Origin of the sequence: Sphaerisporangium aureirubrum (assembly GCF_042658925.1) — a bacterium.
Taxonomy (GTDB): Bacteria; Actinomycetota; Actinomycetes; order Streptosporangiales; family Streptosporangiaceae; genus Sphaerisporangium; species Sphaerisporangium aureirubrum.
The window spans coordinates 28,849-49,466 of sequence record NZ_JBHSRF010000013.1 but is presented as its reverse complement, the minus strand read 5'-3'; the positions used below and the strand labels follow the sequence as shown (position 1 = coordinate 49,466).

The following is a 20,618-nucleotide window of genomic DNA, read 5'->3' as shown; positions in this document are numbered from 1 at the left end:
CTCAGTAGACGTCGCGGGCGTAGCGGCGGTCGGTGGTGAGTTTCTTGACGTAGGCGTCGGCGGCCTCGGGGGAGAGGCCGCCGTGGACGCGGGCGATCTCGCGCAGGGTGTTGTCCACGTCCTTGGCCATGCGGGTGGCGTCGCCGCAGACGTAGAGGTGGGCGCCGTCCTGGAGCCAGGACCACAGTCTGGCTCCCTGTTCGCGCATCCGGTCCTGGACGTAGACCTTGGCGCGCTGGTCGCGGGAGAAGGCCAGGTCGAGCCTGGTCAGGGCGCCGTCGGAGCGGAACTCGGCCAGTTCCCCGCGGTAGTAGAAGTCGGTGGCGCGGTGTTGCTCGCCGAAGAACAACCAGTTGGGGGCCCGGTGGCCGCGGGCGCGGCGTTCGTCGAGGAAGCCGATGAAGGGGGCGATGCCGGTGCCGGGGCCGACCATCACCATCGGGGTGGCGGGGTCGGCAGGCGGGCGGAAGTGGGGGGAGCGCCGCACGTGGACCGGGACGGGGGTGCCGAGCGGGACGTCGGCGAGGTAGCCGGAGCACACGCCGTTGCGGCGCCGGCCGTGCCGGTTGTCGAACCGCACCACCGAGACGGTGAGCCTGATCTCGCCGGGGCTGGTCAGTGGGCTGGAGGAGATGGAGTACTGACGTGGCTGCATGCGCTTCAGCACGTCCACCCACTCCTGGGCGGAGGCGGGCACCGGGAACTCGGCGGCGACGTCCACGGCCTGCCTGCCCCACGTCCACTGGGCCAGTTCGTTGCGGTTGTCGGGGCGCAGCAGCTTCCTGAGCAGGCGGTCGTCGCGGACGCGGTCGGCGAGGAACCGCAGCAGGTCTGTTGTGATCTTGCTGATGTCGTGGTGGTGGCGCAAAGTCTCGCTCAGCGTGACCTGCTCGCCGTCCACGGTGACGACGGCGGCCGGGTCCAGGCCGGTGACCGCCAGCCACTCGGCGACGAGCTCGGGCGGGTTCGCCGGCCACACGCCCAGGGTGTCGCCCGCCTTGTACGGCAACGGCTCCTCGCCGGTGTCGAAGGTGAACTGCCGCACCTCCTTGGTGGCGCCGGGCAGGCTGAGCAGCCGGTTGCCCGTCAGACGCGCGACGAACGACGTCTCCCTGGCCTGCCGTCCGTCCGCCTGGGTCGCGGTCGCGAGCGCCGGGCCGGCCGTGGCGGGACGGGGCGCGGGCGGGCCGTCCGGACCCGTGCCGGGGAGTACGGCCGGGGGAGCGGTCAGGGCGTGGAGCACCTGCTTCAGCCACAGCTGGGCCGACTGGTCGTCGCCCGGCTCGCAGTCCACCCGGGCGGTCAGCCGCACGGCGCCGAGGTCCTCCAGCCGCTGGTCGAGGCGGCGGCCGTGGCCGCAGAAGTCGGCGTAGCTGGTGTCGCCGAAGGCCAGGACCGCGAAGCGCACCCTTTCCAGGCGGGGCGCCTCCGGGGCGGCCAGCCGGTCCCAGAAGTCGGCGCCGTTGTCGGGGGCGTCGCCGTCGCCGAAGGTGCTGGTGACGACCAGCAGGTCGATGTCGTCCGCCAGGGTCGCCGGGGCGCAGTCGGCCATGCTGAGCAGCGCCGGCACGCGTTCGCTCTCGGCCAGGATCCGCGCGGCGGCGGCGGCGAAGCTCTCGGCGTTGCCGGTCTGCGAGGCCCACAGGACGACCAGGCGGCGATCCTCGCGCCGCTCGGGGGCGGGGGGCGCCAGGGTGGCCACCCCGGCGCGGCCGGGTGCCGTCCGGGAGAACATCCCGGCCAGCGCCCCGTCGACCCACAGCGCGTGGCCGGGGTCGAAGGGGGCCATGGCCGGCAGCACGGGCACGCCGGACGTGTCCGGGGGGGCCGCGGCGAGCCCGGCCAGGAAGCCTGACAGGTAGAGGCGTTCGTTGGCGTCGAAGGACGGCGGGGAGAGGTCGAGCCCCAACAGGCGGGCCAGGGGGGCGGCCTGCTGCGGGACGGTCGCCGCGGGCCATCCGCTCTCGTCCGCGCGGCCGGTGGCGGCCCTGTCGCCGTCGCCCGTGTCCGCGGCGGTCGCGACCCTGGTGAGCGAGACCGCGCAGACCTTCAGCTCGGGCTGGAACGACAGCGGGTCGACCGCGTCGTTGGTCACCGCGTTGACGCTCAGGTACTCGCCGAACAGGTCGTTCCAGTGGAACGGCGCGAAGCAGTCCCCGGGCCGCACCCGGTCGGTCACCACGGCGGGCAGCACCGCGCGCCCGCGCCGGGAGGTGACCTGCACGGAGTCGCCCTCGCGGACGCCGAGGCGCTCGGCGTCGCCGGGGTGGATCTCCACGAACGGGCCGGGGTTGAGCTTGTTGAGCTTGGCGACCTTGCCGGTCTTGGTCAGCGTGTGCCACTGGTGCTGGAGGCGGCCGGTGTTCAGCACGAAGGGGAAGTCGTCGTCCGGCAGCTCGGCGGCCGGCATGTGCGGGCGGGCGAAGAACACCGCGCGGCCACCGGCGGCGGGGAAGACCAGCCGGGGCCGGGTGCCGTCCGGCCGTTCGGCCAGGTGCTGGCTGACGCCGTCGTTGAGGTACCGGATGGGGGTGCGGCCGTCGCCGTCCGCCGTGGCGCTCGGCCACTGCACCGGGGCCGCGCGCAGCCGGTCGTACGTCACGCCGCGCAGGTCGTAGCCGGTCTTCGGGTTCCAGGCCCGCTTGATCTCCTCGAAGACCTCCTCCGCCGTGGCGTGGGCGAACCCCTCGGCGTACCCCATCTCGCGGGCCACGCGCGCGATGATCTGCCAGTCGGGGAGCGCCTCGCCGGGCGGGTCCACCGCGGGGTTGAGCAGGGTGAGGCCGCGCTCGGAGTTGATCATCACCCCCTCGCCCTCGGCCCACAGCGCGCCGGGCAGCACCACGTCGGCGTAGGAGTTGGTCTCGGTCTCGGCGAAGGCGTCCTGGGTGACGACGAACTCGGCGGCCTCCAGGCCCGCGATGACCGTCTTGCGGTTGCCGACCGAGGCCACCGGGTTGGTGCAGATGATCCAGCACGCCTTGATCCGGCCCTCGGCCATCTGGGAGAACATCTCCACGGTGCCCTTGCCCACGTCGGTGCGCAGCGTGCCCGGGGGGATGCCCCACAGCTCCTCGGTGAAGCGGCGGTCCTCCTCCACCAGCACCGAGCGCTGGCCGGGCAGCCCGGGGCCCATGTAGCCCATCTCGCGCCCGCCCATGGCGTTCGGCTGGCCGGTCAGCGAGAACGGGCCGCTGCCCGGGCGGCAGATCGCGCCGGTGGCCAGGTGCAGGTTGCACAGCGCGTTGGTGTTCCAGGTGCCGTGCGTGCTCTGGTTGAGGCCCATGGTCCAGCAGCTCATCCACTCGCCGGCCTCGCCGATCATGCGGGCGGCCCGGCGGATGTCGTCCTCGGCCAAGCCGGTGATCTCGGCGACCCGCTCGGGCGGGTAGCCGGCCAGGAACTCCGGCATCGCCTCCCAGCCGTCGGTGAACTCTTCGACGAACTCCTCGTCGACGTGCCCGTTCTCCACCAGCAGGTGCAGCAGCCCGTTGAGCAGCGCCAGGTCCGTGCCCGGGGCGATCGGGAGGTACAGGTCGGCCTTGGCGGCGGTGGCGGTGCGTCGGGGGTCGACCACGATGAGCCGCGCCCCGGCCTTCACCCGCTCCATCATCCGCAGGTACAGGATGGGGTGGCAGTCGGCCATGTTGGCGCCGATGACGAAGAACAGGTCGGCGTGCTCGAAGTCCTGGTACGACCCGGGCGGGCCGTCGGCGCCGAGCGACAGCTTGTACCCCGTGCCCGCGCTGGCCATGCAGAGCCGGGAGTTGGACTCGATCTGGTTGGTCCCGACGAAGCCCTTGGCGAGCTTGTTGGCCAGGTACTGCGCCTCCAGGCTCATCTGGCCCGACACGTAGAACGCCACCGCGTCCGGCCCGTGCTCGTCGACGATCGCGCGCAGCCGCCGTGCCGTCTCGCTGATCGCCGCGTCCACCGGGGTCGCGGCGGGTACGGCCCCGCGCTCCGCCCGCACCAGCGCGGTCCCGAGCCGCCCCGGCGCGCCGAGCATGTCGGCGGTGGTCGCGCCCTTGGTGCACAGCCGCCCGAAGTTGGCCGGATGCTCCTTGTCCCCGACGGCCCGCACGACCCTTCGCCGCCCGCCGGGGTCCTGGTCGACCTCCAGCACCATGCCGCAGCCGACGCCGCAGTAGGAGCACACCGTCTTCACCGCGGTGGTGGTGGCACGCCCCGGCTCGGTCACCGTCACCTGACTCCCCCCTCAACTGCCACCCCGACAGTCGGTGGCGGGAACGTCACCACGGCACCATAGAAAGGCCCTGTTACGCGCTTGTCACCCTTGTCATCATCCGCCGGTTACATCCGCTTTACAAAGGCAGCATCGAGTTCACGCCGTGGGCTCGGCGGGTCAGGGCAGCCGGGCCAGATCGAGTTGGAGACGCAGGGCCGGCTTGGCCTTGTGGCGGGTGCGCAGGGCGGCCATGTGGCGGTCGAAGTCGTCGCCGGTCCCGGCCCGGGCGGACAGGATCTGGGCTTCGGCGAGGAGCTGCGCGGCGCGGGGGTAGGCCCACTTCCGCTTGCTCACGATCTCCTGCTCGGCGAGCTCCAGCAGCAGGGGGACGGCGTCGGCGGGGTGGGTCGCGGCGCGGGCGCGGGCCGCGCGGAGCCGCAGGTTCTCGGAGATGCCGCCCGCGCCGGCCACCTGCCAGGCGCCTTCGACGTCTTCCTCCCACAGCAGGATCTCGACCAGGATGCCGAAGCGGTACGGGTCGCCGGCCTCGGTGAGCTGGTCGCGCAGAAGGGTCAGCGCCCGGTCGCGCCAGCGTGGCCAGTGACCGGCGGCGGCCTCGGCGAGTGCCCGGTAGGTCACCAGGGTGGGGGCGCCGATGAAGACGGGCCACAGCAGTTCGACGGCTCCCCGGCGGTCCCCGGCACGCACGAGGCATTCGGCGCCGAGACCGCGCAGATCGGCGTCGGCCGGGGAGTCCTCCAGGCCGCGCCTGATCCACCCGACGGCGTCCTGGTCCCTGCCCTCGGTGACCAGCGCCCGCGCGATGCGCAGGACGTCCTGGCCGGAGGGCTTGCCGGACGCCAGCAGCGCGATCAGCGCGTCGGCTCCCCCTTCGTGCTCGGCCAGCCGCTCCCGCAGCCGCGCGACCGTCGCCGGTTCGGCGTCCGGGTCGTCGACGGCCTGCTCGACGCGCTCCCGGTAGCGGGCCATCCCCGCGGTGCCGAGCGCCTCGGCGTACCCGGGCAGCGCGTCCACGAACAGCCGGCCGGTCGCCAGCGCCTGGTCCACCAGGCGGTCGGCGAGCGCCACCGGGTCGGGGTGGCCGGTCGCGCAGGCCTCCAGGTGGATCCGCCGCGCTTGGGTGAGCGTGCTGGACACCAGGTATCCGTCCCGCTCCATGTACGGGACGAGCAGGTCGATCGCGTACTCGGCCAGCCCGGCGGCGGTACCGGCGAACCCGGCCCCCACCAGCCCCGACACCTCCCCGAGCACCGCCTCGATCTCGGCGAACCGCTCGTCCTGCTCCTTGGCGGTGGCGGTACGGCCGGCCTTGACCACCTTCCCCAGGCGCCGCCGCAGCCGCCCGTCGTCCAGCGCGGCCCGCACGTCGCCCCCCGCCGCCACCTCCAGCCGGGCGCGCAGTACCGGGCTGGCCGAGGCCGCCCGCATCAGCTCGTCGGCCAGCCACTCGTGGTCCTGGCCCGTGAGGAACGCGCGCAGCCGCGCGTCGCCGATCTTCTCCGGGGCCTCCGGCATGGCCAGCGGGCCCGACCGGTCCAGCCAGGCCAGGGCGACCGCCACGCAGTGCTTGCAGAACGCGCCCTCGCCCCCCTGGGGGCAGGAGCATTCGCCGGACATCCCGGCGTCGGTGAGTTCGAGCCGCACCTCGTACGGCTGCGAGCCGTCCACCGTGGCCGTCGCGCCGGTCCCCGTCACCGACAGATCCTCGACCCGGCCCTGGGCCATATAGATCTTGCCGCGCTCGAAGGCCTGGCCCTCCGACCACTCGCGGATCTGCTCCTCGGTCACCGTCTTTCCCGCCATGTCGAGTCATACTGCCGCCCTCGCCCGGCCTCCGGCGCCGGTTTTCCCGCGACGGCGCGGCGCGACCGTACTCCCGGGGCATGAAATTTCCACGGGCCAATGCGGGGAATATGCGTCGTCCGGCCTGTTCAACGGCACCGTTGATAAGTGCCGTCTTGCCTTTTGGGATGCGTTGCCCCGTGACTCGGGCTCACATTAGACAGTCTCAGTCGCCGACAATAATCTCCAGGTGCGGAACGCCTGACTTTCCGTGGTGTGAAACACCGGACGCGGCGTTTCGCCGCCGTCAGTCGAAGGAGGTTGCGAATTGCTGTCCACTACTCGGCGGCTTCGCTCGACGAGGTCCCTGGCCGTCGGTCTGCTGGTGGCCGTCGCGGCTCTCCTGCCGCTCACGCCGGCGCACGCGGCCTACGGCGCCCCCCTGCCGATCCAGCAGGCGATCTACGGCGGCGTCAACAACGCCCAGCTCCTGGCCCGTTCGGACGGGACGCTGCAGTTCGACGACGGGAACACGAAGTACAAGTACTACATCGAGCTGTGCCGCGTCTCCAGCTTCGTCGCGCCGAGTATCAGGGTCGCGGTCAACGGCGTCTACCAGTACACGCTGTTCTACAACGTCGGCTCGGCGACGGCATTGTGTCCGAGTGGTTACACCGCGACGATACTGTCCGCCGAGGTGAATCACGGCGGTACGGTCGCGAATGTTTCCTTCACTCTGGTGGCCTCCGATTTCATCAATCAGGTTTACCGCGAGCGCACCAGGACCTCGACTTACGACAACCCCTACAACTGATAGGACCCTCGTGAGCCGCTCGGATTGATCGCCGAACCGCGGTGAAGGCCTCGCCGGACCACTTCCGGTGAGGCCTTCACGATTTCCCGGGACGCCCCCGGCGATCACCGGCGGGGGCGCGCGTGGGAGGGTGACGTCCATGAGTGCTGCGCGGCCGGGCCGGTTCGGTGTCGTGGGAAGCGGATGGCGTTCGGAGTTCTTCCTGCGCCTCGCGAGGCGGCTTCCCGAGCGGTTGTCGGTGTCGGGCGTGGTTACCCGCACAGCGGAGCGCGGGGCCGAGGTGGAGGCCCGGTGGGGGGTGCCGACGTTCCGTTCGGTGGGGGACATGCTCGCGGCGGAGCGCCCGGAGTACGTCATCCCGTCGGTGCCGTGGCCGGTCACCCCGGAGGTCACCGCGGAAGTGGCCGGGTACGGCGTCCCGGTGCTGGCCGAGACGCCTCCGGCACCCGACCTGGACGGCTTGCGCGACCTGTGGGCCGCCGTGGGGTCCACCGGCCTGGTGCAGGTGGCCGAGCAGTACGTCCTCATGCCGGGGCACGCGGCGCGGCTGGCCGTGCTGCGGGAGGGTGTCATCGGGCAGGTGACGTCGGTGCAGATCTCCTCCACACACCTGTACCACGCGGTGTCGCTGATCAGGCACATGCTGGGGGCGGGCTTCGAGGACGCGACGGTGCACGCCCGCTCGTTCACCGCACCGCTGGCCGACCCGCTGTCCAAGGACGGCTGGTCGGGCGACGCCACCCCTGAGGACAGGGCCACCACGATCGCCACCCTGGAGTTCGCGAGCGGCACCGGCCTGTACGACTTCACCGACAACCAGTGGTGGAACCCCCTGCGCACCCGGCGCATCGTCGTGCGCGGCTCACTGGGCGAGCTGGTGGACGACCGCGTCGTACGCCTGGCCGACCCGAGGACGCCCGTGGAGTCGCCGCTGGTCCGCCGCCAGACGGGCATCGACCTCAACCTGGAGGGCTTCGAGCTGGACCACATCAGCTTCGACGGCCGGGTGGTCTACCGCAACGAGTACCAGGGGGCCCGCTTCTCCGAGGACGACCTGGCCGTCGTCGACCTGCTGTGCCGCATGACGGACTGGTGCCGCGGCGAGGCCCCCGAGCCGTACCCGCTGGCCGAAGGCTGCCAGGACCACCTGATCAGCCTGGCGATCGGCGAGTCGCTGCGCACGGGAACCGGCGTCACGACCGGCCGGGAGGCGTGGGCGGGCCACGCCGTGCCCGCCCAGGCCGCCAGGTGACGCTTCCCACCCGGCGGCCGGTGGGCACGACCCTTCGTGTCAGTCCGTGAGCACCCGCTGGTGCAGCTCGGTGACGGTCTTGCGGGCCGACTCCAGGGCGCCGGCCTGCCAGGCGATCATGTAGCTGAGCCAGTCGCCGGCGAAGTGCACCCGGCCCGCAGGCTTGTTGAGCAGCTGGTACGCGCCGGTGCGGGACGGCCAGCCGACCCAGGCGCCCTCGATGTGCGGCTGCAGCTTCCACGCCACCGACACCGACGTGGCCAGCTCGTCGCGGTACTTGGCGCCGTGGATCTTCATGCCCTGGGTGATGGCGCGCTTCTCCCGCTCGGGGTGCGGCAGCGCCGCGTAGGAGTCCGCGTTGGCGCCGTTGTGGTAGTAGCCGACCACCAGGCCGCGCCGCCCGCCGTAGCCGTACGACGGGTACCAGACCACCGACAGGTCGAGGTCGGTGTTGGTGATGCCGCCGTAGATGTCCTCGTCGGTCTCCCACCAGCGGCGTTTGTACTCAAGCCCGATCTTGCCGGACGAGGTCACCGTGGGCGTGGCCAGCGCGGCCTGCACGTCCGGCCCGAGGTTGTGCGGGGTCCTGGCCAGGATGTGCGGGGGCATCGCGGCCACGCAGAAGTCCGCCGTGATCTTCCGGGTCCTGCCGGTCTTGTCCTGGTACTCGACCTCGACGCCGTGCGGCAGGTCCGTGATCTTGGTGACCTTCGACCGCAGCGAGATCCTGTGCTTGCCGATGGCGTGCGCGAACGCCTTCGGGATGGCGTCCATGCCCCCCACCGGCTGGAACATCAGCATCGCCTGGTCGTACCCGAGTTCGAACGAGAACCGCTGCCCGACCCCGCTCGCGAACACGTCCGACAACGAGGGCACCGGCAGCAACGGCGTGCCCGGCTGCTCCCCTGCCCCCGGATCGACCGCGTGCCCCCGCCGCTCGCCCCCGGTGTAGGCGAACCCGCTTGCCTTGTTGCCGATCGCCCCGAAACCTCCGAGGAACGAGAGCAGCCGCTCCTTGTCCTGCGCCGTCAGCTTCCCGTCCAGCGCGCCACCGTCCGCGGCCGTGGCCAGCAACTCGGACACGTACCCGTACACGTCGGCCTTGGCCGTCCGCCACCGCACCGGCGCCGTCATCCCGGCCCGCTCGTTGAAGATGTACGCCTGCGCGTTGGAGTTGGTGAACACCTCCAGCTCGACCCCGAGCTCGCGCGCGTAGTCCATCGTGACCATCCACTGCGCCAGCCGCGCGGGCCCCGCGTTGAAGTAGATCCCGTCGGAGAACCGCGCGACCTGCGTTGACCCGTCCAGCTCGGTGACCCGGTCCCCGCCCCGGATCGTCCAGTTCCGCCCTCCGACCCGATCCAGCGCCTCCAGAACCGTGCAGTCGTACCCCGCCTTCCCGAGCTCGTACGCCGTGGCGAGCCCCGCGATCCCCGCCCCCAGCACGACGACCTTCTTGGCCCCTCGGCCCGTCAGCTTGAAGTCCGAGGGCCGCGGCGGTTCGAACGGTGTACGCGCCGCCGCCTCGGCGGTGGGCGCCAGCCCTAAGGCCCCCATCGTGGCGAACAGCGCCCCTGCCCCGCCCGTCGCGCCGACCGTCGTGAGGAATCCACGCCTGCTGTAACTCACAGAACACCTCCAAGATCTCTGAAGGAGTGTGAGCGCGCTCTGTTGCCGATGATCGACAGGCGTGTTCCGGGTATATTTCGGCATATTTCGCCGACATATAGATAAAACTGGATGTTTGCCGCATAACGTCCAGCCCGGTATGTGGCGACCATGGCCGGGCGTGTGGCGGCCGGCGGGGCGTGTGTCCAGCCGGAATGAGTGTGATCGCCGGCATTCTTGCCGACGGATCCGTGCGGGATCGGGCTGTTGTTCTCGGTGTGACCTTGCCGGTCGACCGCCGACGTCTCCCTCAGCAGCAGGAATGAAACTTACACGGCTGACTCGACGTGTCAGGAAAGATCACAAAGAGATCTTGACTCAGTTATTGATAGCGCTAACAATTGGTCGCGTTCTGGACCTCCGGAACATCGGGGAGACCTGCTTTCGCCGACCTCCCACTTCTCAGCCACGATAAAAGGAGCAGTCGGATGCCACGGATGAAGCCGCTCCAGCGCGGCCCGAGTTCGTTACGGGTGGTCCCGCGCGGCCGCGCGCTGACGGTCATGCTGGCGATCGCGACGGCGGTGGCGCTCTTCGCCCCGCCACCCGCCGGCGCCGCGACCCGCTACGAAGCCGAGAACGCCCGTATCTACCAGGGACGCGTGGCGTCGGACTACCCCGGGTACTCGGGCACCGGTTTCGTCGACGGCACGAACGTGATCGGCTCCTACGTGGAGTGGACCGTCCAGGCGGCCGCCGCGGGGTCCACCTCGGTGGCGCTGCGCTACGCCAACGGGACCACCGGCAACCGGCCGAGCGACATCCTGGTCAACGGCACGCTCGTCTCGTCCCGCCGGACGTTCGCCCCCACCGGCGCCTGGAGCACCTGGGCGACCAGCACGCTCACCGTCTCGCTGCGCGCCGGCACCAACACCGTCCGGGCGCGGGCCGCCACCTCCGGCGGCAACCCCAACTTCGACTACCTGGACCTCGGCACGACCTCGGCCGACACCCAGCCGCCGACCGTCCCGGGCGCTCCGGCCTGTTCGGCGATCGGCGAGACCTCGCTCACGCTGAGCTGGGGGGCGTCCACCGACAACGTCGGCGTCGTGGCCTACGACATCTACAACGACGGAAACAAGATCGACGAGGCGTCCGGCACCGCGACCTCAAAGGTGCTGACCGGCCTCAGCCCCGCCACGCAGTACCGCCTGTCGGTGTTCGGCCGCGACGCCGCCGGCAACGCCTCGTCCAGCAGCTCCCAGGCCATCTGCACCACCTCGGCCTCGTCCGACACCACGCCGCCCAGCGCGCCGGCGAACCTGACCTCGTCGGGGGTGTCCGCGAACTCCGCGAACCTGAGCTGGACCGGCTCCACCGACAACCGCGGCGTGACCTCGTACGAGGTGCGCAGTGGCAGCACCGTGTACGCGACCGTCACCGGCACCCCGCCCGCCACCTCGACCACGGTCACCGGACTGGCGTGCGCCAGCCCCTACTCCCTGAACGTGGTGGCCCGGGACGCGGTGGGCAACACCTCCACGGCGAGCAACACCGTGACCTTCACCACCGCGGCCTGCGGTGGCGGAGTGCCGTCCGGCATCACTCAGATCTCCACCGGCTGGACGGTTCCCTGGGGCATCGCGTGGCTGCCCGACGGGCAGAGCGCGCTGGTCACCGAGCGCGACAGCTTCACCATTCACCGGGTGACGCTGTCGGGGACCAAGACCCTGATCGGCACCATGCCCAACACGGTGGGCACCGGAGGCGAGGGCGGGCTGCTCGGGGTGGCCGTGGACCCGAACTGGGCGAGCAACCATTACGTGTACTTCTACCACACCGGCACCGAGGGCAACCGGGTCGCTCGGATGACCTACGACGGGACCACCCTGAGCGGTTACACGGCGCTGGTCACGGGCATTCCGAAGAACCGTTACCACAACGGCGGCCGGCTCGCGTTCGGCCCCGACGGTTACTTGTACGCCACCACCGGCGACGCGCAGACACCCAACGAGGCGCAGAACCGCGACTCGCTCGGCGGCAAGATCCTTCGGATGACCACCACCGGCAGCCCGGCCCCCGGCAATCCGTTCGGCACGCTGGTCTACAGCTACGGCCACCGCAACCCGCAGGGCATCGCCTTTGACTCCCGGGGGCGGGTGTGGGAGGCGGAGTTCGGCAACAACCGGGTCGACGAGCTCAACCTGATCAAGCCGGGACTCAACTACGGCTGGCCCGTCTGCGAGGGCACCTGCACCACCGCCGGCATGGAGAACCCCGCGCGTGAATGGGCGGTGAGCACCGCCTCTCCCAGCGGCATCGCGGTCGTCGGGGACGTCATCTACATGGCGGCGCAGCGCGGCGAGCGGTTGTGGCGGATCCCGCTGGGCTCCGGCGACACGACCGGCACACCGACCGCCTACTTCGTGGGCTCCTACGGGCGCATGCGCACCGTGATCAAGGTTCCCGGAGCCAACCAGCTCTGGCTGACCACGACCAACTCCGATGTCGCCGGAGGTGACCCGGCCGGCTCCGACCGCATCTTCCGCGTCAGCATCTCGTAGCACCGCCGCTCGATCCGTTGCCGGCGGGCGACGCGGCCGGGGCATCCCGGCCGCGTCGCCGCGTCCACGGGGCGTTCGGCGGAAGGGGGAGGTCAGAAGACGACGTCGCTGCAGAAGTAGAACGACTGGTCCATGTGGGAGGCCTGCCAGATCGTGTAGACGACGTGACGGCCGGTGCGGCTCCCCGCGGAGATGTTGTTGATCATGTAGGTGTTGCCCGGGGCGTATCGGCCGGTCTCACGGACCAGTTCGAGGTTGCTCCAGCTGAGGGGCGTGGTGGTGGCGTTGTAGCCCTGGCGGGAGATGTAGACCCGGATGTAGTTGGCGCCGTGGCTGGCCTGGTCCCACAGGTTGATGTTGAACGTGCGGGAGAGGGTGGTCGTCTTCCAGGCGCCGGGGGTGTCCATCGAGCGGTAGCGGCCGGCCGAGGTGAGACCGGCGCTGCACAGCTGGCCGTTCGGGATCGCGCCCTGGTGGTTGCCGGCGACGTTCTCACGGTAGAGGCCGTTCCAGTTCCACATGGCGGTGGTGTCGCTCTGCCATGCCTGCCAGCACATGGGGTCCTGCTGCTGCATGGAGGGGTTCTGGAAGTCGTTGCCCCAGCGCTGCCAGCAGCCGTAGTTGCGCGAGGCGGGGTTGATCGTCGAGCCGTGGGCCGACGCGGTGCCGGTGAAGGGGACGATGCTGAGCAGGGACGCGCTGACCAGCAGGGCGAGGGTGCGGAGTGTCCAGCGGCGCGAGCCGAGGAGATGGTGGGACATCGTGCGGTCTCCGTCTTCCGGTCGAGGGGATCCGGGGTGGAAGGGAGCGCTCCCGCATTAGCGAAAGTATCTGACCAGGTACGGGCGCACAAATGACAGCGCCTGGTCAACCGGACGTCGACCAGGCGCCTGTGGTGTAATTAGTTGGGCGACCAGCCAAAAGGTGCTCGGCACGTACCGCCTGACCTGCTGAAAATTTCACCTGTGCCGAACTCGCGGTGTGCGAGAGACGGCGGTCACCGCGCCCGGAGCAGGGGAGGCCGGCGAGCCCAGGTGGCCCACCGCCAGAGCCATTCGAGCGGTCCCTGCCGGAACCGGCGCAGCCAGAGGCTGGAGAACACCCACTGGCCGGTGAGGATGCCCGCGGCGATCAGCGTCACTCTCGTCGCCGACCAGGTGTGCGGCGCCCCGCCGAGGAACGGCGTGATCGCCAGCACGAGAGCCGACGCCGTCAGGTAGTTGGTCAGCGCCATCCGCCCGAGCGGCACGAAGACGGCCCGCAGCACCGAGCGCAGCGGCGTCCTGAGCAGGACCAGCAGCGTGCAGACGTACACGCCCGCGACCAGCAGCCCGGCCAGCGGGAACACGTAGGCGAACAGGGGGTCGTCGATCCGTACCCCGGCCTGCAGCCACAACGCGGGCGCCGCCGCCACGGCGAACGCCAGGCCCAGCAGGGCGGGCACCTTGGTGGAGCGCTCGATCCGCTCGATCACGCCGTACCGGGTCAGCGCCGACCCCAGCAGGAGCAGTCCCGGCACCAGCGCGACCTGCCCACCCGCGAGCACCAGCGCCGTCCCGAGAAGGACGGCGGCGACCACCGCCACCGCCCGGCGCGGCAGCCAGGTAGAAGGCAACAGCACCACCAGCCCGACGACCGCGTAGATCGCCAGAATGTCCCCCTCCCACAGCAGCAGATGATGCGCCGCCCCGATCCCGAGCAACGCCACCAGCCGCCGCAGCAGAAGCAGCCGAGGCCGTCCCGCCCGTCCTCGCGCGGACTCCAGCAACAGCGAGAACCCCACACCGAACAGCAACGCGAAGATCGGATAGATGCGCATGGGGAAAAGCAGCCCCATCCACGCCGCGTCCGTCCCCCCCTCCGCCCCCGGCCCCACGACGACGGCCCCCGCGTTGGCGATCGGCTGGACGTTGACCAGCAGAATCCCGCACAACGCGAACCCCCGCACCACATCCAACGCGATGATCCTCGGCCGAGACCCGGCCCCCTGCCCGGCCCCTGACCGCCCGGAGGACGAAGCGTCCCGCGGCACCATCGGCCCAGCACCCGCCACACTCGGCGCCGCTGACGAGGGTGGCGCCGCGTCGCGAGCACGCGGACCCGCCGACGAGAAGGAAGGGGGCTGCGACGGCATCGGCCCAGTGCCCGTCGCGTGCGGCGCCGACGAAAAGGGTGGTGTCGCGTCCTGAGCTCGCAGGACCGGCGGCGGAGAGGACGTCTGCGGCGGCATCGGTCCGGCACCGGCCGCATGCGTCGCCGCCGACGAGGATGCTGTCGCGCCGTGATCACGTGGGTCTGATGGCGCCGAGGAGGAGTTCTCAGGTGGCATAGTGCCCCAGCCTGCGGATCCGGCCGATGGACGGCATCGGTCGAAAGCAGGGAAACCCCCGTGCACGACCGTACTTTCGGCTGGTTCGGCACGGGCGTCGACTCTCATAGCCTGGGCCGTGTGAACGTACGCAACCGGCCGGTGAGCCGGCGCGACGCCGCCACAGGCACCCGCCTCGATGCGGCGCTCGCCGTGAGGCCCGCCCTGTGGGCGTCCCAGTGAGGCGGCGGGGCTTTGCGGCGAACGCCTGGCCGGGTGCGGTGTTCGCCGTGGTGCTAGCACTTTGGTTGTTCCAGTGAGGTGGCGCGGTGTTTCGGGGGACGCCTGGCCGGGTGCGGTGTTCGCCGTGGTGCTCACACTTTGGTTGTTCCAGTGAGGTGGCGGGGCTTTGCGGTGGACGCCTGGCCGGGTGCGGCCTTCGCCGTGGTGCTCACACGTTGGGTGTTCCAGTGAGGTGGCGTGGAGTTCCGGGGGACGCCTGGCTCGGTGGCGTGTTCGTCCTGGTGCTCGCCCTCTGGGCGTTCCAGCTCGCCTGGGCGCGGGGCGGCGACAAGTGGCAGTTCGGTGTCGCCACCGGGGTCGTGGTGTGCGCGATCGCCCTGCGGCGCGGACGGGGCCGCGTCTGGGCGGCGGTCGCGGGCATGGTCGTGGCGGCGGCCGCCGCGGTGGTCGCGCGGCTCGCCGAGTTGCCCAGCGAACCCGGCCCGGCGATGGCCCTGGCGCTGGCCGTGCTCGTCGGCTCCGCGGTCAGGGTGCTTCCGGTCCTGACGGCCGGGGCCGTCGCGGCCGGGGGGTTCCTGGTGGTGGCCGTCTGCGGGTTCGCCGCCGCCACCGCCGGGCTTCCCTCCGTGATGGTGCTGAACGGTGTGGCGTGGCTCGCCGCCCTCGCCGTCGGGCTCAACCTGCGCATGTTCGACATGAACCGCCGCGTCGTCGCCGAGAAGGTGCGCCGCGACGAACGCCTGGCACTGGCCAGGGAACTGCACGACGTCGTCGCCCACCACATCACCGGCATCGTGGTGCAGTCCCAGGCCGCACGGCTCGTCGCCCGCAAACACCCCGAGAAGCTGGCCGACTCACTCGCCGGCATCGAGGGAGCCGGCTCGGAGGCGCTGGCCGCGATGCGCAGCGTGGTAGGCATCCTCCGGGACGCCGACGACGCGCCCCCCGCCACCCCCGCCCCCGAAGGCCTCGGCGACCTGGTCGGCCGCTTCAGCAGCCACGGCCTCCCGGTACACCTGCGGCTCCCGGACCACGACCTCGAATGGCCACCCGAGATCACCAGCACCGTCTACCGCGTCGTCCAGGAATCCCTGACCAACGTCTCCCGCCACGCCCCCCACGCGGCCTCCGCCACCGTCAGCGTCACCGAGAACCGGAACATCGTCACCGTCGAGGTGTCCGACGACGCCCCCCAACTCCCCACCCGCCACCGCACCGGCTACGGCCTCACCGGTATGCGCGAACGCCTGGAAGCCCTCGGCGGCACCCTGCACGCCGGCCCGGCCCCCGGCACCGGCTGGTCGGTCCTCGCCACCCTGCCGGTCCCTACCCGGAGGCGCCGATGACCCTCACCGTCCTGTCGGCGGACGACGCCGTTTTGCCGGTTCCTGTCCGGAGGCGCTGATGACCATCAGGGTGCTGGTGGCCGATGACCAGGCGATGGTTCGCGGGGGACTGCGGCTCATCCTGGAGGATCAGCCGGATATCGCCGTGGTCGCGGAGGCTGCCGACGGGGCCGAGGCGGTGGAGTTGGCTCGGCGGCTCAGGCCTGACGTGTGCCTGGTGGACATTCGGATGCCTCGGCTGGACGGGCTGGAGGTCACGCGTGTGCTGGCCGGGCCCGGGGTGCCGGATCCGCTGCGGGTCGTGGTGGTCACCACCTTCGATCTCGACGAGTACGTCTATGGAGCGCTGCGCGGTGGGGCGGTGGGGTTCATCCTCAAGGACGCGGGGCCGGCCCTGCTCGTCGAGGCCGTGCGCGCGGCGAACGCCGGGGACGCGCTGGTCTCCCCGTCGGTCACCTTGCGGCTGCTGCGCCACCTCACGGCCACGAGGGCGCCGGTCGCCGGCGGGCCCGCGCGGCCGTTGTCCGAGCGGGAGACCGAGGTGGTCCGGGCCATCGGCCGGGGGCGCACCAACCAGGAGATCGCCGCGGAGCTGTTCATCTCGCTGAGCACGGTCAAGAGCCACCTTTCTGGCATTCAGGCCAAGCTCGGGCTGCGCAACCGCGTCGAGGTCGCCGCCTGGGCCTGGGAGAACCGCTTGATGGGAGACCTACGCTAGGCGCTCGATTCGAACCTGTGTACGACTCTGTGGAAACTGTGGATAACTCCAGGGACGGCGTCACTCAGGGATGATCCGGTCGGCCCGCAGCCTGCCGAACAACGCGGCGAAGGAATCAAGGGTGCCGACGTAGCCGGTGAAGCCCGCCGACCGGCTGCGGGCCATGTCGGTGAAGCACTCGACCGGCCGGTTGAGGTCGCTGTCGGTGTGCCACGGGGACGCGACGCGGTCGAGGTCGGGCTCGGCGAGCCGCTCCCGTTCGGCCAGCGCCCGCCAGGCGCCGGCCTTCCCCACCATCTGCTCCTCCAGCGGCCGGGGCCGCACCGCGTATCCCTCCGGCTCGACGTCCAGCAGCTCCGCGACGCGCGGCCACATCCAGCGCCAGCGGAACACGTCCCCGTTCGCGGTGTTGTACGCCTGGCTGGGCAGGCCCTCGGCGGTCGCCGCCCAGATCATCTGACGCGCCAGCAGGCCGGCGTCGGTCACGTCGGTGACGCCGTTCCACTGCACCTCGTTGCCCGGGAAGACGAACGGCCGCCCCTCCGCACGGCACAGGGACGCCCACACCGCAAGCGTCATCCCCATGTTCATGGCGTTGCCCACCGCGTGCCCGATGATCGAGTGAGACCGGTGCACGCTCCACGCGAACCCGTCCCGCTCAGCGGCCCGCCACAGCTCGTCCTCCTGCGCGTAGTAGAAGTTCGGCATCGGCAGGCGCGGCTCGTCCTCGTGGAACGGCGTGTCGCGCGTCTCCCCGACGGCGTACGCCTCGAACGGGCCGAGGTAGTGCTTGAGGCCGGTCAGCAGCGCGACGTGGCGGGCGGACGGCCCCGTCACGTCCAGGACGTTCCGCACCATGGCGGAGTTGACCGTGATGTTCTCCGCCTCCGTCGGCCTGCGGCTCCACGCGGTGACGAACACGTGCGCGGGCGCGAGGCCCGCCAGCGCCGCACCGACCGACCCGGCGTCGGTGAGGTCGGCCCGGACGTTCCGCACGCCGGCCTGCGCCGCCGGGGGCCGCCGCGACAGGCTCACCACCTGCCGTCCCTGGTCGACAAGCTCCTGGCACACGGCACGGCCGGCGATCCCGGTCCCGCCGACGACCAGGGCGAGCGCGTCGGTGTCTGTCATGATCACCCATACTCCCGTCCGTCGCGGGACCCGCGCGGAGGGCTGTCCGCGCCCCCGGTCCCGGCTTACGAAAACCTGGTGCGCCGTTGGCGTTCGGCTGGCCCCGGGTGGTCAACCACGAACATAGCGTGAAGGTATGCCTGAAGCGGGAAACTTGTTCGGCGGTGACGGCAGGTACCCGCCCATCGCCGAGCACGGCATGATCGGCGACCTGCGCACGGTCGCGCTGGTGGACACCAAGGGCACGATCGACTGGTACTGCTCCCCCCGCTTCGACGCGCCGAGTGTGTTCGGGTCGATCCTGGACGCCGACCGGGGCGGGTCGTTCGAGCTCGGCGTGGACGTGCCGTGCACCACCAAGCAGTTCTACTTCCCCGACACCAACGTGCTGATCACCCGGTTCTTCGCCGCCGACGGCGTGGGCGAGATCCAGGACTTCATGCCGATCCCCGAGGACGCCAGGGAGGCCGACCGGCACCGGCTGATCCGCCGCATCATCTGTGTGCGGGGCGCCCTGCCGTTCCGCGCCCGCGTGGCACCCCGGTTCGGGTACGGCGCCGAGCCGCACACGCTGCGCCTGGAGGACGACCGGGCGATCTTCACCTCCCCGTCCCTGGGCCTCGCCCTGACCGCCACCGTGCCGATCGAGCAGGACGGGCAGGACGTCCGCGCCAGGTTCGAGCTCCAGGAGGGCGAGACCGCCGTCTTCGCCCTCGACCGCGACGTCGAGTCGCTGGTGTCCCGGGACTGCCCGATCGCCGAGGCCGAGGAGGAGTTCACCGCCACCGTGGCGTACTGGCGGCGCTGGCTGTCCGGCTCGCGGTACCGGGGCCGGTGGCGGGAGATGGTGCACCGCTCCGCGCTGACGCTGAAGCTGCTCACCTACGCCCCGACCGGAGGCATCGTCGCCGCGCCCACCACCAGCCTGCCCGAGCGGATCGGCGGCGAGCGCAACTGGGACTACCGCTACGTGTGGATCCGTGACGCCGCGTTCTGCGTGTACGCGCTGCTCAGGCTGGGCTTCACCGAAGAGGCCGAATCCTTCATGGGCTTCCTCTCCGAGCACGTCACGCTCTCCGACGACAGCCCGACGGGCCCGCTGCAGATCATGTACCGCATCGACGGCGGCCGGGAGATCCCCGAACGCGAGCTCGGCCACCTGGAGGGCTACCAGGGCTCGGCCCCCGTGCGCGTCGGCAACGCCGCCGCCGACCAGCTCCAGCTCGACATCTACGGCGCCCTGATCGACTCGATCTACCTGTACGACAAGTGGGCCCAGCCGATCTCCAGCGACCGCTGGGACGAGCTGTGCCTCCTGGTCGACTGGGTCTGCGCCAACTGGGACCAGCCCGACGAGGGCGTCTGGGAGACCCGCGGCGGACGCCACGACTACGTCTACTCCCGCCTGATGTGCTGGGTCTCCATCGAACGCGCGATGCGCATGGCCGCCCGCCGCGGCCTCCCCGCCGACATCCCCCGCTGGCGCCACGCCAGAGACGAGATCTACCGCCAGATCATGCGCCGAGGCTGGTCTCCCGCCCTCGGCGCCTTCGCCCAGCACCTGGACGGCGACCTCCTGGACGCCTCCGTCCTCATGATGCCCCTGGCCAAGTTCGTCTCCCCCACCGACCCCAAATGGCTCTCCACCCTGGACACCCTCGGCCGCGTCCTGGTCTCCGACTCCCTCGTCTACCGCTACGACATCCAAGCCAGCCCCGACGGCCTCACCGGCCCAGAAGGCACCTTCTCCATCTGCTCCTTCTGGTACGTGGAGGCCCTGGCCCGCGCCGGCCGCGTAGAAGAAGCCCGCCTGGCCTTCGAAAAGATGCTCACCTACGCCAACCACGTAGGCCTATACGCCGAAGAAATAGGCCACACCGGCGAACAACTAGGCAACTTCCCCCAAGCCTTCACCCACCTGGCCCTGATCAGCGCCGCCTTCAACCTCGACCACGCCCTCGGCTGACCCGTATCGCGGCAGCTCTCCCGGAAATGGTGCCTCCGGCGCTGTCTTCTTTCAGGCGACCCTCGCCTGCTCCTCCGACGGTCCGTTGCGCGTGCCGTGCGCCACCTCCCGAGAGGACATGGCGAGGAGGCGGGTCTGATTTCCCTTGTGCAATTCTGTCCGGTATGGCTTCTCTAGGTCATCCGCGATCCTGGTCAGTGTGACTGGGCCGGATTCATCATCTTTGATATGGGATCGATGAACGCATCGTTCGTATGTGCGGGATCATTGGAGGGACCGTTGCCGCGCCGGTATTCGATTTGGAACCATATGGTGCGGCCGGACTGGTGGTCGTAGACGCCCCACGAACTGGAGATGCGCGCTACCAGTAGCAGGCCTCGGCCGCCCTCCGACAGGGCGGCGCCGCGGATGCGAGGGGTGCTGTCGCTTCCGGCGTCCACGACGTCCACGTGGATGCGGTCGTGGCAATCGGCGATCGCGAGTGTCACCTTTCCGCCTTCGCGGGAGTCCGAGTGGAGCAAGGCGGACCTTCGACCGGCTACCGGACCACGTCACCGCCGACCACTCGGGCCATGGCTTCCCGCTGGAAGCAGTCCTCTGGAACGAAACGTACGCCACCCATCTCCTCCACACCCTCCCCGAGAAGGCTCGCACCCTTCCCGACGCTCATGAGTTG

The 20,618-nt window shown here is 70.9% G+C and carries 13 protein-coding genes; 6 read left to right on the top strand and 7 right to left on the bottom strand.

The window, feature by feature from the left end; all coding sequences use genetic code 11:
- Position 1 precedes the first annotated feature (1 nt).
- Both ACFP1K_RS12310 and ACFP1K_RS12305 read right to left on the bottom strand, forming a co-directional pair.
- Entirely contained in the window at positions 2-4,207 is a 4,206-nt protein-coding gene (locus ACFP1K_RS12310; protein WP_380750915.1) for a molybdopterin-dependent oxidoreductase, read from the bottom strand.
- A 159-nt stretch (positions 4,208-4,366) separates the two neighbouring features.
- Complete coding sequence (locus ACFP1K_RS12305; RefSeq protein WP_380750912.1) at positions 4,367-6,013, bottom strand: SWIM zinc finger family protein; 1,647 nt, start codon at positions 6,011-6,013, stop codon at positions 4,367-4,369.
- Positions 6,014-6,320: 307 nt separating this feature from the next.
- Here ACFP1K_RS12305 and ACFP1K_RS12300 point away from each other — a divergent pair, with 307 nt between their 5' ends.
- Both ACFP1K_RS12300 and ACFP1K_RS12295 read left to right on the top strand, forming a co-directional pair.
- Entirely contained in the window at positions 6,321-6,806 is a 486-nt protein-coding gene (locus ACFP1K_RS12300; RefSeq protein WP_380750909.1) for a hypothetical protein, read from the top strand.
- 139 nt (positions 6,807-6,945) lie between these two features.
- Positions 6,946-8,058, top strand: a complete 1,113-nt coding sequence (locus ACFP1K_RS12295; RefSeq protein ID WP_380750906.1) for a Gfo/Idh/MocA family protein — start codon at positions 6,946-6,948, stop codon at positions 8,056-8,058.
- Positions 8,059-8,097: 39 nt separating this feature from the next.
- Here the strand turns inward: ACFP1K_RS12295 and ACFP1K_RS12290 are convergent, their stop codons facing one another.
- Positions 8,098-9,687, bottom strand: coding sequence for a flavin monoamine oxidase family protein (locus ACFP1K_RS12290; RefSeq protein WP_380750903.1), 1,590 nt, complete (start codon positions 9,685-9,687; stop codon positions 8,098-8,100).
- Positions 9,688-10,154: 467 nt separating this feature from the next.
- Between ACFP1K_RS12290 and ACFP1K_RS12285 the strand changes: the two genes are divergently transcribed.
- On the top strand, positions 10,155-12,230 hold the full coding sequence (locus ACFP1K_RS12285) for a PQQ-dependent sugar dehydrogenase (RefSeq protein WP_380750900.1): 2,076 nt from the start codon (positions 10,155-10,157) through the stop codon (positions 12,228-12,230).
- A gap of 92 nt (positions 12,231-12,322) precedes the next feature.
- Here ACFP1K_RS12285 and ACFP1K_RS12280 read toward each other — a convergent pair whose 3' ends face one another.
- Positions 12,323-12,991: a lytic polysaccharide monooxygenase auxiliary activity family 9 protein gene (locus ACFP1K_RS12280; protein WP_380750897.1), complete on the bottom strand. Its 669-nt coding sequence runs from the start codon at positions 12,989-12,991 to the stop codon at positions 12,323-12,325.
- A gap of 236 nt (positions 12,992-13,227) precedes the next feature.
- Complete coding sequence (locus tag ACFP1K_RS12275) at positions 13,228-14,181, bottom strand: DUF418 domain-containing protein (RefSeq protein ID WP_380751185.1); 954 nt, start codon at positions 14,179-14,181, stop codon at positions 13,228-13,230.
- A gap of 827 nt (positions 14,182-15,008) precedes the next feature.
- Between ACFP1K_RS12275 and ACFP1K_RS12270 the strand changes: the two genes are divergently transcribed.
- Together ACFP1K_RS12270 and ACFP1K_RS12265 are read left to right on the top strand one after the other, a co-directional pair.
- Positions 15,009-16,127 (top strand): sensor histidine kinase, encoded by a 1,119-nt coding sequence (locus ACFP1K_RS12270; protein WP_380750894.1) that lies wholly within the window; start codon positions 15,009-15,011, stop codon positions 16,125-16,127.
- 58 nt (positions 16,128-16,185) lie between these two features.
- Positions 16,186-16,845: a response regulator gene (locus ACFP1K_RS12265; protein ID WP_380750891.1), complete on the top strand. Its 660-nt coding sequence runs from the start codon at positions 16,186-16,188 to the stop codon at positions 16,843-16,845.
- Between the two features lie 60 nt (positions 16,846-16,905).
- Here the strand turns inward: ACFP1K_RS12265 and ACFP1K_RS12260 are convergent, their stop codons facing one another.
- Positions 16,906-17,976, bottom strand: coding sequence for an SDR family oxidoreductase (locus ACFP1K_RS12260; RefSeq protein WP_380750888.1), 1,071 nt, complete (start codon positions 17,974-17,976; stop codon positions 16,906-16,908).
- Positions 17,977-18,112: 136 nt separating this feature from the next.
- Here ACFP1K_RS12260 and ACFP1K_RS12255 point away from each other — a divergent pair, with 136 nt between their 5' ends.
- Positions 18,113-19,942 (top strand): glycoside hydrolase family 15 protein, encoded by a 1,830-nt coding sequence (locus ACFP1K_RS12255; RefSeq protein ID WP_380750885.1) that lies wholly within the window; start codon positions 18,113-18,115, stop codon positions 19,940-19,942.
- Positions 19,943-20,136: 194 nt separating this feature from the next.
- Here ACFP1K_RS12255 and ACFP1K_RS12250 read toward each other — a convergent pair whose 3' ends face one another.
- Complete coding sequence (locus ACFP1K_RS12250) at positions 20,137-20,430, bottom strand: ATP-binding protein (protein ID WP_380750882.1); 294 nt, start codon at positions 20,428-20,430, stop codon at positions 20,137-20,139.
- Between the last annotated feature and the right edge of the window lie 188 nt (positions 20,431-20,618).

What these genes read in the sequence shown, in the direction of transcription:
- ACFP1K_RS12255 (WP_380750885.1), top strand. Translation starts at nt 18,113, where the DNA reads ATGCCTGAAGCGGGAAACTTGTTCGGCGGTGACGGCAGGTACCCGCCC.
- ACFP1K_RS12265 (WP_380750891.1), top strand. Translation starts at nt 16,186, where the DNA reads ATGACCATCAGGGTGCTGGTGGCCGATGACCAGGCGATGGTTCGCGGG.
- ACFP1K_RS12285 (WP_380750900.1), top strand. Translation starts at nt 10,155, where the DNA reads ATGCCACGGATGAAGCCGCTCCAGCGCGGCCCGAGTTCGTTACGGGTG.
- ACFP1K_RS12305 (WP_380750912.1), bottom strand. Translation starts at nt 6,013, where the DNA reads ATGGCGGGAAAGACGGTGACCGAGGAGCAGATCCGCGAGTGGTCGGAG.
- ACFP1K_RS12260 (WP_380750888.1), bottom strand. Translation starts at nt 17,976, where the DNA reads ATGACAGACACCGACGCGCTCGCCCTGGTCGTCGGCGGGACCGGGATC.
- ACFP1K_RS12295 (WP_380750906.1), top strand. Translation starts at nt 6,946, where the DNA reads ATGAGTGCTGCGCGGCCGGGCCGGTTCGGTGTCGTGGGAAGCGGATGG.
- ACFP1K_RS12280 (WP_380750897.1), bottom strand. Translation starts at nt 12,991, where the DNA reads ATGTCCCACCATCTCCTCGGCTCGCGCCGCTGGACACTCCGCACCCTC.